Here is a 14,126-nt window from a genome sequence, read left to right on the forward strand (position 1 = left end):
GAGTGCTGAAACGATTATCATCAATAGTGCGAAGCAAACAAAACAAAGGTTTAGAAAAATGAAAATCGGCAACAAGCAATCCGACCGTCACGGACTCATGTTCTTTTTCGTGTCGATGTCCATATCCAACTCTCGAGGGAGTTTGAACACACGCATTGATTCGTCAACAAGATTCTGCTCTGGAGACAGTTTCTCCAAAGTCAAGTAATCCTCAACGTTGTTCGTTGATACGTTGTGAATTACCTTGAACACGGAATCACTCATGTGCTTTGTCCGCCACCGGTTCACCGGCACATCAGACGACTCCGCTTCCTGCAAGCACAGGAGCACAACAAGACTTCCTGTGCGAACTGCGAGGTCGTTAAGCCCGGCCAAGAATTCTCGGTAGTCTACACCGGGACTGTCTTCCATCGAATTCACTGGATCCACGACGATCGTACTCTGCTCGTCAACATCCATCTCACGCAGCGCATTTGCTGCACTTTCAATGACTGGCTGATCCTCAAGACCGAAGTACTCAATCTCCGCACGCTCATTCCCAGCTGCCCGAATTTTCCCCTTCACATCATCTTCTCGTCGCGCCGTCGTAAGGTAGAACGTGTCGCGCCCGCCCGTGAAATTGTACACAAGCAGGTCACCAACTGACGCTGGGTCAGCAACAACAGTGATTGTTGACCCAGGCACAAACCCATCTTCTTCAAGCACTGAATCAAAATTATCTATTCCTGTGGAAAGTGAGTCGTACACGGGTTCTTGCGCTGCCATTATGTGCTCGTCAGGAACGACACGCCATTAAACCTTAGCGCACCCAAGCACTTTCAGCAAGACCCAAAGAACACTCGGGATTTAAGAAGTCACAACCACTTGGCTCATGTATGAGCGCAGCACAAACCATTCCACTCCTAGGAATGAATGTCGGAGGAGCAACGGTTCTTGGAGGTGCATTCGGATACGCTTCCAAGAAAATCGCTAAACTCATCGGCATCATCATCGGGCTTGAACTAGGGTTTCTCGGATTCCTGCAACACCAAGGCATCATCACTGTAGACTGGCAAGCACTCGGCTCGCTCACTAGTAACATCATGGTCACAACACAGGATACCGCCCCAACGCTCCTTAACACCGCTCTCAGCACGTCTGCCCTCGGTGCAGGGTTCGCCGGTGGATTCACACTCGGATTCAAAAAAGCGTAACGAGTTTTCCGCCCAGCTGATCCACCACCCACGAAGTGTGTTTCAACATATTTCGTGGCATGAAATCACGGACGCCATCACCGAAATGCCAAGTTTTTATACTTCACCACCCCCTACAAATTCACGTCTCCAAAACTTTGGACAACACGGAGACAAAGAGACAACCATGACTAACCACGACTACCAAGCGGCAGCAGAAGACATTCACGATGCCGCTCCCGACGATGTGGAAACGACAGTCGATGAAATCGCTGACCTTCTCGAGCGGTTCGTGAGCAAATACGACCTGCCGTGGAACGAAGCAAAACGAAGTGCACGCGATTCCGTCTTCAACGAAAGCGACGAAGACGCTTCGCCCACCGAAAACGCAGCAGACGAGGATCTGCATGTGGGCGACCTCGACAAAGAACACGAAGACGAGTGGTTCAACCTCGAAGTCGAAGTCCTCGACCTCTGGGACGACACGCACGAGAAAATCGCGCAGAAGGGACTCATCGGAGACAACACTGGGAAAACAGTGTTCACCATCTTCCAGAGTGCCGCTGACGAGAACGAGGACATCCTCCTTGAGGAAGGCGAAAGTTACCGACTCGAAAGCGTCGTCGGTGACTACTACCAGGGCGATGCCCAGGTCAAGGTCAACCAGGCGTCCGACGTCGAGAAGATTGACGCAGAATTCGAACCGCCGGAACACGAAGTTGACCTGCGCACCGCACTCGTGGACGTGCAAGACGGCAGCGGACTCATCAAGCGGTGCCCAGAAGATGACTGTACGCGCCCGCTCAACAGTAGCCGATGCACCGAACACGGCGACGTGGACGGCGAATTCGATTTGCGTATCAAGGCTGTCCTTGACGACGGTGACAACACGCACCAAGTCATCTTCAACCAGGAGCTAACCGAGCAGGTCGCCAACATGACGCTTGACGAAGCCGTGGAAATGGCTGAAGATGCCATGGACACCAGCGTCGTTGCGAATGAAATCGAAAAGCGCGTCATTGGCCGGTACTTCACCATCCTTGGACGTCGCGCTGAAGACTACGTCATTCCGGATGAGGTCGGAGAAGAACCGGAAGACACGCCCGAAGCACGCGCCGAGGCACTGCTTGCAGACAACACCGCCGCAGCTCAAGGAGGTGACGCCTAATGTCTACTGACACCACCACGACCGACGACACCGATAGCACGCAGGACATGCGCCGGAATCCGTCAAAGCGCGTGTTCGCCAGCGAACTGAACGACGCCGTCTACCAGTTCAAACTGTCCGACGACGACCGCGCACCAGTCTGGACTGCACTGCCGACTGGTGAAAGTGCGAACCGCGTGTTCATCGCGGGCACAGCAACCCTCACCGAGGAAACTGGGAACGGGAGCATGATGCGCGCCCGCATCAACGATGGCACGGACGGCGGGAATTTCTACGTCTACGGCGGCGAATACAACCCGAACGTGGAATCCCTGATCCGGCAGCTGGAAACACCAGCGTATGTCGCAGCCGTCGGGAAAATCAATGTCTACAACCGTGACGATGGTGACGCGATGGTCAGCGTCCGACCGGAGCAGATGGTGGAGATCAGCAAAGAACAGCGGCGTGAGTGGATTGTCGAGACGGCAGAAGCCACGTTTCTGCGCGCGGACCGGTTCGAAGAACGCGTCGGCGATGAGCAGGCCATGACCAACGACATGGAAATCGCGGCAGATGAGTACGGCGACACCATCGAGCAGTACCGAGAAGCCGCACGCGAGGCCCTCCGTGCAGTCGCTGGCGAAGAACCCAGTGACGCGCCCACCCCCTGACGCATAACACGCTGAAATTTCCTCACCGCGGTTTCTGATGTCTTGCTCTCTCACTGCCACCCATTGATAGTGTGGAAACTATGTCGCTTTCCCGAATTTCCTGGCCTTACTTTTTTATACCTCGCATCAAAAAGTCAGTGTGCAATGCAAGCTAGCAGTCTGAAAGCCTTGTTCACAGACGATGAAGGCGTGTCTCCGGTGATCGGAGTTATCCTGATGGTCGCCGTGACCGTCATCCTCGCTGCCGTTATCGCCTCCTTCGTCATGAACATGGGTGGAAGCCTTTCCGAAAGCGCACCGCAAGCCAACTTCGACTTCGACTACGACGCTGATGCTGGTAATTTAACCGTTACACACGATAGCGGTGATTCGTTCACCGGCGACAACACGCAAAGTCTTAACGTTCAAGTCGCCGACTCTGACAACATGTGGGCTGACGCGGACGGAGATTTCCCAGTTACAGCCGGGGACTCAAAAACTATCAGTAGTGTTAACTCAGGGGATGAGGTTCGTGTAATCTGGACATCCAACGATGGAGAGTCGTCGCAGACTGTTGGCCAATACACGGTCTAACGTAATAAATCCGGATAAATTCGGCTTTCTTCATCGTTTTCTTTCTCGGCAATCGTGTGGTTACACTCTTATTATTCACCAGCAGGTGTGTACTTAATACTCACCCTTACTTTTTTATACCTCACATCAAAAAGTCAGTGTGCAATGCAAGCTAGCAGTCTGAAAGCCTTGTTCACAGACGATGAAGGCGTGTCTCCGGTGATCGGAGTTATCCTGATGGTCGCCGTGACCGTCATCCTCGCTGCCGTTATCGCCTCCTTCGTCATGAACATGGGCGGAAGCCTTTCCGAAAGCGCACCGCAAGCCAACTTTGACTACGACTACGACGCTGACAGTCAAACACTCAACATTACACACGACAGTGGAGACAGTTTCACTAATGAGAACACGGATTCTCTCGATGTTAAGATCGGGAGTGAAAGATTCACGTGGGCAAACGGTTCAGCCAGCGCCGCTGCGGAATTCGATATTACAGCTGGTTCCGAGATCACCATCAACGTTGACGGAACCACTTCGGGCACTGAAGACGTGAATACGGAGAATTCTCACGGGTCTGGCACTGAAGTCCGTGTGATTTGGACAGCTAACGACGGCTCGAGCAGTCAAACCGTTAGTCAGTACACGCTGTAAACCACGCAGAACCAGCTTCTTGCGCCCTCACAGCGACACTTTCATCAATAATTTTTCGTCAGGAGTCCTATTGGCGAGAAATCAGGGGTCTAAACTATTTCACCGGTTGTCTTATTAGTATGACTCAAGTAGTTGCTTTTGATGGTGCGATCGTGGAGAAGTCGAGACGATAGACTATGCGATAGTACACGCGTTCAAGCCAATCCAATCGGCATGACATTGGTTCTTGGTTTTGCTATTAGCGGGTCTATTCTAATCGGGGTAGTCGGTGTGGCGATGCTTGAAGATACGCAACAGTCTCTTGCTATGGATCGCGCTGAGATCGCGCTCACGCAGTTTGATTCGGAAGCTTCACTCGCTGCACTTGACAATGCAGACACGCAGACGATAACGTTTGCAACCGGTGACAACGGCGAGTACCATGCTCGAAGTGAGACAGGCTGGTTGCAAATCAGGACTGTCACCGCATCTGGTAGTCAAACCCCGATTGTGAACACTACACTCGGGGCCGTGATCTACGAATCGGGGGATGAGACACTGGGGTATCAAGGCGGTGGGGTGTGGCGTGCATCGGCAGCTGGTGGGAGTATGATTTCACCACCTGAATTCCACTACCGGAATCGGACACTGACGTTCCCTGTGGTGAGTGTCACGAACAACGCCAGCATCTCAGGGAAGACAACGATCACACATCAGCAAACAACGAGAAAATTCCCGACTGCTGGAAGTCACGGGAATCCAGTGACTGACAGAAAAATCGAAATAACGGTCAAGAGTCGGTACTATCGTGGTTGGGGGGAATACTTCGAAGAACGAACAGAGTCCGACGTGCGGTACAACGAAGACCGAAATATCGTCAACATCACGCTTGTCCCGCCACCGGAACCAATCAAGATTGACTCTGGGATTGTTGCCGCAGGCAACTTGAACATTGACAGTGGCGCCGCAGGTGTCACCGGTGACGTCGAGCTCGGTGGAACAACTGACAGTGAGACCAGCATCTCTGGGACTGTCCGAGAGAATGTCACAGCGAATCAGAATCTCACTAACGCATCAGCAGAGATTGTGAATGCCAGACAGCGTCTTCAGTCAAAGAGCGCGCCATCCAGCAGCACGACCGTTGAGGCTGGAACCTACTATGTGAGGAATGACAGTGTCTTCGAATCAGAAACCACGTTTAACACATCGGATGGGGATATTGAGTTATTCGTTGACGGGGATGTTTTAGCAGGCAACGATAATGGGAACACAGGCAATAACGGGAACAAAAAGAACGACAAGGATACTGATGGGTGTACACCTGGGTCGCCGAATCTGAACGTCACTGGAGACGGGAGTGTGACGATTTATGTCAATGGTGATTTCTCGATGCAAGGGCAGATTGTGTGGGGGAATTGCGCGCAGGTAGATTCACTCATCCTCTACTCAAAAGACAATTCTCGTATCACCGAGTTTTACGGTGTTATCTACACGAATAACTTCAGCGTGCAAGGGAAAGGTGGTAAGAAGGGACTGGTCGGTGCACTCGTCTCAACAGCTGATACTGTTGAGTTGGGCGGAAACGCCAAGATCGCGTACCACGATTCTCTCCGGGATACGACAATTCAGGAAGTTGAGATGAAATTCGCGGCCATCTCGTATCTGCATGTGACGCACAACGAAATAGTGGTTGAGTGAGAGTGGTGACTAACCTATTTATCTGTGCCGTCGAAAATTCCTGTTACGATGAGTAGCTTTCAGGATTATCTCCTCCCAGAGTGGGCACAATACACGGTGTTGTTCATCACTGTCACCGCGATATTCAGCTATCAACTCATCTTATCACCTAGTCGGCTTCTGCTGGTTACTGGCGGTGGTGCTGTAATCGTTTTCGGGGGGATGATGTGGATAAGCGTCATGTCCGGAGATGATCCACTTGAGCACGGCATCATGCAACAGGTCATTGTCGGATACGTGCTTTTCGCCACCCTTTATCTCGTTACTTCGGTCTTCTAACGTGCGTCAGGCGGCCCACAATGAACACTTAACCGGTCTAGAAGTCGTCGAGGGAGGCGTTTTCTGGGTCAGCAGGGTCAGCGAATTCCGGTGACAGCTCTTGGAATTCGAGGTCATGTTCTAATCGGACGTTGTCAGCGCGATCGCTGATGCTGGGTGCGACCAAGATTCCGCGGATATTCGGGTTCGTATCTCGAAAGCGTGTCACGTAGCGGGAGAGCTGTTGCACGTTTTCGTGAGTTGCTTGCCGACGCTTTACTTCGATGACGACTGAGTGCCCCTCGGCATCGCGTGCCCAGAAATCAATCACGCCGTCTGGCGTTTCGCGTTCGTGTTCAACGATTCGCAGCCCGGCTTCGACATCTTCTGGATTCTCCTCAATGTAGGCATGAATATCTTCTTCAGTACCATTCAGTTGGAGTGTTTTTCCGTCCTGCACACCGGCGTCGACGCTAATCCGATGTACGTCCAACAGGTAAATTGTCACAACCTCTGTTGGAGATGGATGTCGAGCACGAAGAAGAACAGTTTCATCAGCACGTTCAACTGTGAATGTTGCGCCGCTTCGTTGCCAGTTAACCGGGTCAACACCACTTGATCGGTCTACCTTCAATGCGCCATCTTGCTTAGCGATAATGTGCCGGTCTCCTGGTGCAAGATAGCTTTCTGCACCTTTCCGTCCTTCATACTCAACTTCGCATTCCGCGAAGATACTAACTAGACTTACGGCACCGACGTCCTCTCCAAGGATTTCCGCAGTTTCGTTCAGAGACGGGGACGTATACGTCGTTGTTTCAGCCATCGTACTACTCTCATATACAGCATTCACCAGTATCAAAGACCGGTATTCATACTGGTGGTGACTCCAAACTCGAGTGCGGCAAGTGTGCCTAGCTAGAACAGATTAGTCGCTTGCGGGGAGTGTCTGTTGTTCCATTTCAGCTTCAGTGGTGGTTTCGACCGATGGCTCATCTTCAGTTTCGTCTTCGGTGCTTGCAGTAGAGTTGTTTGATGTGTTCGGCGGGTTGTTGTCGGGTTGGACTTCTTCTGGATTGTACCCACTTACTTCGAGGAGTTCCCGATATCGCGTTCGAATTGTGAGAGCGCATACGTCACCGATGTCAGCAGCGGCTTCCTGTGTGACGCTGTCGTCAGTGTCGTCGATGAGCGTGGCTGCGTACACGGCCGCAGCTGCCATTCCAGCAGGTGCTTTTCCACTGTGGAGATTTTCGTCGATTCCGGTTTCGAGTAGTTGTTCAGCAGTCTGTTTAGTTTCTTCAGAGACGCCGAGTTTGCTGACTGTTTTCGGGAGGTAATCGATGACGTTCGGTGGGCGGACTTCAAGGTTGAGTTCGCGGACGATGTAGGAGAATGCGCGACTGACGCGTTTCTTGTTGACGCGGCTGTAGTCACAAACCTGCTCGATGGTTCGCGGATACCCGGATTGGCGTGCAGCCGCGTAGAGCGCAGCGGTTGCCATGCTTTCGATGCTACGACCTTGGATGAGGTCTTCATTGAGAGCACGGCGGTAAATCACTGAAGCGGTTTCTTCGCAGTCTCCCGGGAGGTTTAGTTCGCTTGTGAGGCGTTGGATTTCACCGAGTGCCTGCATGAGATTCCGTTCACTGCTGTCTTTAGCACGGCATCGCTCGTCCCATTTCCGAAGGCGTTTGAGTTGTTTGCGTTTTCGAGCGCTGAGTGGATTCCCGTACGCGTCTTTATCTTCCCAGCCGATCGTCGTTGAGAGGCCCTTGTCGTGGATGGTGTTTGTGGTTGGGCCTCCGATGCGACTTTTCGACTCGTATTCTTTACTGTCGTACGCACGCCACTCGGGCCCGTGGTCGATGCTTTCTTCTTGCACGATGAGACCGCAGTCCTGACAACACATCTCATCCTGTGACGGGTTGGTGAGATGCCCACCGCATTCAGGGCACTCATCGTATTCAACGGTTTCATCGTGAGCGACAGTGACTTCTTCGTCCTCGGTGTCAGATTGTGATGGTTTCCCGTAGAGTGCGCCAGATGGTGTGCGGTTTTTCGTTTGTGTGCTTGGCGTGGGCGCGTCGTTTGGAGTTTCGACGCGTGGTTTTTCACTGACTTTGACGGTGCCACCAGCCTGTGTGTCTTGCGTCGATGAGGAAGGTTGCGGAGTAGATGTTGTCTTCTGTGTGTCCGGCGGAGTGTCGGTGGGAGTGTTCGGAGAGGTTGCAGTCGTTTTATTGTCGGTTGTTTCAGTGTCAGACACCAGGACGTTGATCGAGGGGAAGTTCATTGTTTTCGGGAAATCTTCTGTTTCGACTGCTGCGTGTGCTCCCACAACGCTGTTTTCACCAAACAGTTCCGTGTCCACTCCGGTCGGCGGGATGAGAGCTTCAACGTTGTTGGTGGATTGCGTGAAGTGACGCTCAAGGTGGGCGCTTAGGCGGTCATCAGTGGGATGACAATCGTCCGGGAGAAGTGTGTCGGCGTCAGTCTTGTTGAGTCCGTCAAGGAGGTTGTAGATATTGACATCGAGTTCGGCGAGTTTTGTTTCGATGTTGTCGAGGAGTTCTTGGACAGCATCAAGTTCACTATGGCTGGTGGTTTCCAGTGTATTTGTGAGGAGGTCCGTGAGGAGGAGAAGCCGACTTTCGAGTGTGTCAATACGGTCGTTTGTGACCGAGAACCCATCTTCGGTGAGGGTGAGTGTCGTGGTTGAGGATTCTGACGCCGTGAGAGCTCCGCCGTCAGTTTTCAGTTGTTCAGTTTGATGGTTATTCTGTGCTGTGTCGGATGGTGTGGTCTCGGATTCAGTTTCCGAGTTCCACTCGGTGGGGCGTGTATTGTGTTTCATGGTGTGGGTGAGCAGACGTGTGGCCTGCTTGGATCGGGTGAAGACTGGCGGCTCACGGTGTGGGAGGGAGGTGTTGACTGTCTGGGTTGGGTGTGCCGCCAGTTCATGCGGACGGAGTGGAGCGTTGGTTAGTTGGCTATGCTGTGGCGGATGGCGTGTTCTTTTAGTATGTTAGGGTTAGTTTCTTTCTGTGGGTGGTTTCGTTTGTGAGTAGAAATTAGTAGTGTAGGCCAATCACTTAAGGCTTCGGTTTGACATGGAATCCTCCGGGTGGAAATATAAATAACCAAGAAAGAAGACGGTTGTCCCAACACATTTGCGAAAACTGCAAGAAACAACCGTCTTTGGAACACGCCATAACCCCACCCTTTTATACTTCACACCACAGAAATGTATTGCATCCAAAAAAGCCCCCTACTGACAAAGTTCAACTTCCCGAAAACACAGTGAACCCACCCCGGGCAGTCTGCCTTGACCGCCTGTACACCCACGCGAACCTTTTCACAACGTAATCGAATCCACGCCACCTTCAACACGCGCTGTAGACCTGTTCGATGCAGGCTGCTGCTCCACAGCAATCCGTTGATCCGCACCATCAATCAACCCATCATCATGACTCACCACTATCGTCTGCTCCACACCGACTTCACGCATCCGCTCCACAATCGTCTGAATCTCCCCAACGTGCCCCGCATCAAGATGCGCTGTCGGTTCATCCAGAATGAGTGGTGGCATTGGTGGCGACCCTTCCAAACCCTCTACGAGCATCTGGTAGATTGCACACCGAAGCGCGAGGTTGAACAACACCGATTCCCCGCCGCTGAATTTCCCGGGTGACAAGTCACCGCCATCCTTCTCGTACACGACCGCACTGTAATCACCTTCAATCTCAATGTGGTCGTACGCGTCGTTTTGATACAACAGGTCGAAAATATCGTTCACCAAGTCATTCAGATGATCCACGTTCCGCTGCCGAAGGTCAGCACGGAGATTCGTATACATCTGCTCAATATCTTCTGCCTGTTCGTACAGTGATTCCAAGGCATCGACTTTTGCCTGAATGTTTTCGTACCGCTCTTCCCACTGGCGCAACTGCTGAAGCGAATTCTGCACCTCACCCTTCTCTTCTTGAAGCGACGAGCGTTCGGACTCGAGTTCATCCAATCTATCATCAAGTTCCATCAGCCGTTCTTTGGCGTCCTGCTTCATCTGCTTCGCCTCGGCGATAACATCCTCGTCGATTGCATCCTCAAGCTCGTCTTTCCGAGCGCGAACGTCCGACAACTGCGATTCAAGGTTTGATTCAGTTTCCGTTTTCGCGTCCTTCAGGTCACGCTGATTCTCAATGGTGGCTTGGTTGTTGTCCCGTTCATCAAGCAGCTCTAACGCCTCTGTCAACGCGTCCTGTTCATCACGGAGTGAGGCACGAGTGTCCACTAGGTCACTTCGCTCATCCTGTGCTTCATTGGCACTCGCATCTTTCTCAACGGCTTTCTCTCGTGCATTTTCAGCTTCGCTATGGAGTGACTCGGCTTCTGCCCGATATTCTTCCACCTGGGCTTTTTTGTCCGCGATCGTGGACTCGGCCGACTCGATTTTCTCTTTGAGACGGGTAATCTCACTCTCCCATGTGCCTACTTGATTTTCGGAGTCTTGCAGTTCCTTCGCGCGTTTCATCTCGGATTCGACCTCGTCACGGTCATCTTGCACGTCACTGAGTTTTGCTTCTAACTCGGTTACGCGCTCACGGTCATCAGCCAGAGATTCGACGTGAGGTGAGTCAGAGACGTCTTGACCACATTCCGGACACTTCCCCTCCTCGAGAAGTTCTTCGCCTTTCTGCACCTGTTCACGAGCCGCTTGAAGGTTGCCTGTGAGTTCTTTCTCGCGTGCCTCCAATTCAGCACGCTGGGTTTCTAAGTCAGTCAAGTAGGCGTCTGCTTCCCCAAATTCGACAGGTTCGTCTTCAAATTCGGCTTTCACCTCGCGGATTTTCGCTTCGTACTCCTCAATCTGCTCGGCATACTCGTCGATTTCTGACTCAAGGCGTTCGATTTCTGTCTCTAACTCGTCTGCATCATCCTCTTTGTCACCAGCCTTTTCCTCGTTTTGCTCGGCCTCTTCACGGAGATTAGTTGCGTCAGTCTCGGCTTGCTTAGCTCGGAGTTCGAGTTGTGTGATGGTCTCGGACAAATCGTCAATTCGCTCGTTGATGGTTTCAACCGCATCTTCGATCGCATCCTCGTTTATTTCGGCCACACGAGTATCTACGAGTGCTTTGTCTAGGTTCTTATCTAATTCAGTGATGCGTTCTTCCGCAGTATCGATAGCATCATCGCACTCAGCGATTTCTGCTCGGCATTCTTGAAGTTGCTCAGTGAGAGAGTTAAGACGCGTTTCAACCTCGTCTAACTCGTTGCGCTTCTCTTCTTGCACTTCCAGTTGTTCGACGGCTGCATCACGGGTGTCTTCTACATCCGATTGCTCGTCTTCGACATCGTTGATCTCCTCATTAATCTCCTTGAGGCGTGATTCAATTTGGGAAAGTCGTGCGGGAAGTTCTTGTTCGCGGCGCTGCTTGATTTGCGCGTTAAGATCATCGAGCGCGCCTTCACGGTTGTCTCGGACTCGCCCGATACCGACGCGGATACTCCCCGCTCGGTCTCGGTATTGCTCTAATACGCCCAGCTGGAGGAGACCATCAATGATGTCTTGCCGTTCTTTCGGCGTGGCGTTGATGAGTTTGTTCACTTCGCCTTGCCGGACATATGCCGAATTGAGGAATGAATCCGCGTCCATCCGGAACATCTCCGCAATCTCGTCATCCACAGCACTTGCACCTTCCAGTGTGTTTCCTGGCGTTTCAAGGACGACATCACTCTGGGTGACGCGGCGTGTTCCTTCACGGAGTCGGCGTTTAACGTGGTATGGGTCACCGTTGTGACTGAACCAAAGTTCGACGATGGTTTCTTCACTCCCGTTTGTCATCACATCGCCGAGTGTGTCATTGTCGGCTTGCAGTGCGCTGCTACCGTACAGTGCGAAAAAGCAAGCTTCTAGAAGTGAAGACTTCCCGGAGCCATTCGCGCCATGAACAACGGTGACGCCGCTATCGAATTCGATGGTTTCGTCTTCGAAACACCTGTAGTTCGTGAGGCTGATTTCTCTAAATTGCATTGTTATAGATCGTCCAAGCTGAGTTGGTTAGTTGCTCCACCCGCTCCATCGTCATTGTCATCAGTCACGCCATCATCGTGAGCAGAGTCCGTGCTGTTACCCTTGTCTTCGTCTGAGTGTGAGTCAGACTGGACGTCGCTTTCTTCTGTTTGAGTGGACTGTGAAGCATTGTTACCGTCGCGTGATGCATTTGGAGGTGTTTCGTCGGTCGCTGATCCGTCGTCCGTCTCAGTGTCATCTCGGGGGGTTGACTGAGTTGACGGGTCAGTGTTTGTCTCTGGTGTCATGACTTCAGGCTCGCCAGGACGTTCAAACTCATCTAGGTCTGCGTCTTCGATAATGTCGTCGACGCGATCTTCGGTGACATCAGCAAGGTTTGCGTCGGCGACTTCTTTAGAGTCTCGCGCAAGTTCTTCGAATTCTAACGCAACCTCACTCAAGTCCAGTTCGCCACGCCGCTCTTTGACCGCATCAGTGGGATCAGCGAAACTCACTTCGCGGTAGTCTCGGTCACCCTCGGAAAAATCACGCCGGTCATTAATTTGGACTTTCAGAGCGTCATGTTCGTATCCGAGTTCCTCAAGCGGTGCTGACGGAATTCGATCACCACCCCCAGTGATTGTGACAACGACCACACTCTCAGGGAAGTTCTCAGTATTAACCTCCATTTGGCGTTTCACACGACTAAGCCCACCACCGTCACCCAGCTCCACGTCGATGTACTCAAAGTCTCGCGTATCTAGTTGGTGTCTGTCGATTCTCACGTCTGTCTCGGTGAATGTGACGAGTTGATAGCCACGTTCACTACGTTGGTCGGCAGCCGTTCGTTCCGTGCTGCCAGGATATGTCAGCACAGTCCCGGTGTCCCCGACGTCGTGTGTCTGTGGTTTGTGGTCGTCCCCTGCCAGAATCACGTCGAAGTCAACGTTGGTCCGGGATAGCAATTCTTCTGTGTCCCAGTCACCGTGTGGAATTGGCGTGAAGAGCCCGTGCGCGACGAGGGCGGCGTTTGGCGTGCTTGGCGGATCGTATTGGTAGGCAAGCGCATCGCGTTGATTCCGCTCGATGTGGTCAAGCCCATAGAAGGTCGTATCGCCGATTTCAATCCCGGTCGAGGAAAGGCGTGTAGCTAGTTCTAATGTCTCGAAGACATCCCCCCACTGTTCACTGCGTGTCCCATCATGGTTCCCGACCACCAATAGGAACGGGATGCCAGCTGCATCGAGTCGCCGGAGTTCCTCAAGAGCGTGGGAGAGTGCAGGGATTCCCGGCCGACTATCGTTGAAGAGGTCGCCAGAGTGGATTACTGCATCAACTTCGGCGTCAATTGCTGCATCAATGACAGCAGTGAATGCCTTTCTGAAGTCTGCTGCACGCTCATCAAGATGGTATTGGTGATACCCGAGATGTGTATCGGCGGTGTGTAAGATAGTCACCATTTGTCCTGCCAAATACTACTATTGCATGGCTTAAATCCATTTGGCATTCCGAGGACAGTCTCGGCTTTCACAGAGACTCTAGGCACGGAATCTGACGCCTCCGGATGCAGAATAACCCGCTATTGGAGAGGAGTTGTCGTGGGTGTTGCTGTCGTTGAATTATCTGTCGTGGAGTTCACAGTGCTGTTTTCAGGCGCACCTTGGGGTGGCTCCGTGTGGTCAGCGAGAATTTCGATGAAATCCTGTATCATCGCACCGAACCGCTCACCGGTTTCCATGATCGGAGCGAGATTCACATTCTTATAGAACGAGACAACAGGCGAAACATCCACCCCTGAATAGGTCCCGACCAACTGGATGACATCAACTACTAATCCCATTGGATTAACGAGGACCGCAGAGAGGACCATGAAAATCGATGCGCCAATTATGACTCGATACGGTGTCCCCATAGTTAGATGAAAGGGATACAGGTCTTTTGTTCTTAGG

13 protein-coding genes are annotated in these 14,126 nt (G+C 52.2%); 7 read left to right on the plus strand and 6 right to left on the minus strand.

All coding sequences use genetic code 11. The features are described 5' to 3' along the window. Positions 1 to 87: 87 nt before the first annotated feature. Positions 88 to 765 carry a DUF7125 family protein gene (locus QYL91_RS17835; protein ID WP_302083371.1) on the minus strand — a complete coding sequence of 226 codons (678 nt, stop codon included), beginning with the start codon at positions 763 to 765 and terminating at the stop codon, positions 88 to 90. A gap of 110 nt (positions 766 to 875) precedes the next feature. Between QYL91_RS17835 and QYL91_RS17840 the strand changes: the two genes are divergently transcribed. From QYL91_RS17840 to QYL91_RS17870, 7 genes are all read left to right on the plus strand, one after another. Continuing rightward, positions 876 to 1,193 carry an FUN14 domain-containing protein gene (locus tag QYL91_RS17840; RefSeq protein ID WP_302083373.1) on the plus strand — a complete coding sequence of 106 codons (318 nt, stop codon included), beginning with the start codon at positions 876 to 878 and terminating at the stop codon, positions 1,191 to 1,193. A gap of 166 nt (positions 1,194 to 1,359) precedes the next feature. Continuing rightward, on the plus strand, positions 1,360 to 2,340 hold the full coding sequence (locus QYL91_RS17845; RefSeq protein ID WP_302083375.1) for a replication factor A: 981 nt from the start codon (positions 1,360 to 1,362) through the stop codon (positions 2,338 to 2,340). After that, positions 2,340 to 2,990 carry a DNA-binding protein gene (locus tag QYL91_RS17850; RefSeq protein WP_302083377.1) on the plus strand — a complete coding sequence of 217 codons (651 nt, stop codon included), beginning with the start codon at positions 2,340 to 2,342 and terminating at the stop codon, positions 2,988 to 2,990. The genes QYL91_RS17845 and QYL91_RS17850 overlap by 1 nt, the downstream gene beginning before the upstream one ends. Positions 2,991 to 3,134: 144 nt before the next feature. Then, entirely contained in the window at positions 3,135 to 3,563 is a 429-nt protein-coding gene (locus QYL91_RS17855; protein ID WP_302083379.1) for a type IV pilin N-terminal domain-containing protein, read from the plus strand. A gap of 144 nt (positions 3,564 to 3,707) precedes the next feature. Continuing rightward, positions 3,708 to 4,193, plus strand: a complete 486-nt coding sequence (locus QYL91_RS17860) for a type IV pilin N-terminal domain-containing protein (RefSeq protein WP_302083381.1) — start codon at positions 3,708 to 3,710, stop codon at positions 4,191 to 4,193. A gap of 141 nt (positions 4,194 to 4,334) precedes the next feature. Then, positions 4,335 to 5,870 carry a DUF7289 family protein gene (locus QYL91_RS17865; RefSeq protein WP_465269223.1) on the plus strand — a complete coding sequence of 512 codons (1,536 nt, stop codon included), beginning with the start codon at positions 4,335 to 4,337 and terminating at the stop codon, positions 5,868 to 5,870. A 48-nt stretch (positions 5,871 to 5,918) separates the two neighbouring features. Beyond that, a complete protein-coding gene (locus QYL91_RS17870) occupies positions 5,919 to 6,188 on the plus strand; it encodes a hypothetical protein (protein WP_302083385.1) in 270 nt (89 codons plus the stop codon). A gap of 37 nt (positions 6,189 to 6,225) precedes the next feature. On the opposite strand, the gene nucS is transcribed toward QYL91_RS17870, so the two are convergent. The 5 genes from nucS to QYL91_RS17895 all read right to left on the minus strand — a co-directional run bounded on the left by nucS (position 6,226) and on the right by QYL91_RS17895 (position 14,047). Next, on the minus strand, positions 6,226 to 6,990 hold the full coding sequence (gene nucS, locus QYL91_RS17875; protein WP_302083387.1) for an endonuclease NucS: 765 nt from the start codon (positions 6,988 to 6,990) through the stop codon (positions 6,226 to 6,228). Positions 6,991 to 7,092: 102 nt separating this feature from the next. Then, complete coding sequence (locus QYL91_RS17880) at positions 7,093 to 9,021, minus strand: transcription initiation factor IIB (RefSeq protein ID WP_302083391.1); 1,929 nt, start codon at positions 9,019 to 9,021, stop codon at positions 7,093 to 7,095. Positions 9,022 to 9,522: 501 nt separating this feature from the next. Next, positions 9,523 to 12,198, minus strand: a complete 2,676-nt coding sequence (locus QYL91_RS17885; protein ID WP_302083394.1) for an AAA family ATPase — start codon at positions 12,196 to 12,198, stop codon at positions 9,523 to 9,525. Between the two features lie 2 nt (positions 12,199 to 12,200). Beyond that, complete coding sequence (locus tag QYL91_RS17890; protein WP_302083396.1) at positions 12,201 to 13,637, minus strand: metallophosphoesterase family protein; 1,437 nt, start codon at positions 13,635 to 13,637, stop codon at positions 12,201 to 12,203. Positions 13,638 to 13,756: 119 nt separating this feature from the next. Beyond that, positions 13,757 to 14,047: a hypothetical protein gene (locus tag QYL91_RS17895; RefSeq protein ID WP_302083398.1), complete on the minus strand. Its 291-nt coding sequence runs from the start codon at positions 14,045 to 14,047 to the stop codon at positions 13,757 to 13,759. Positions 14,048 to 14,126: the final 79 nt, after the last annotated feature.

Origin of the sequence: Salinibaculum rarum (genome assembly GCF_030505615.1) — an archaeon.
In the GTDB taxonomy this organism is placed as follows: Archaea; Halobacteriota; Halobacteria; order Halobacteriales; family Haloarculaceae; genus Salinibaculum; species Salinibaculum rarum.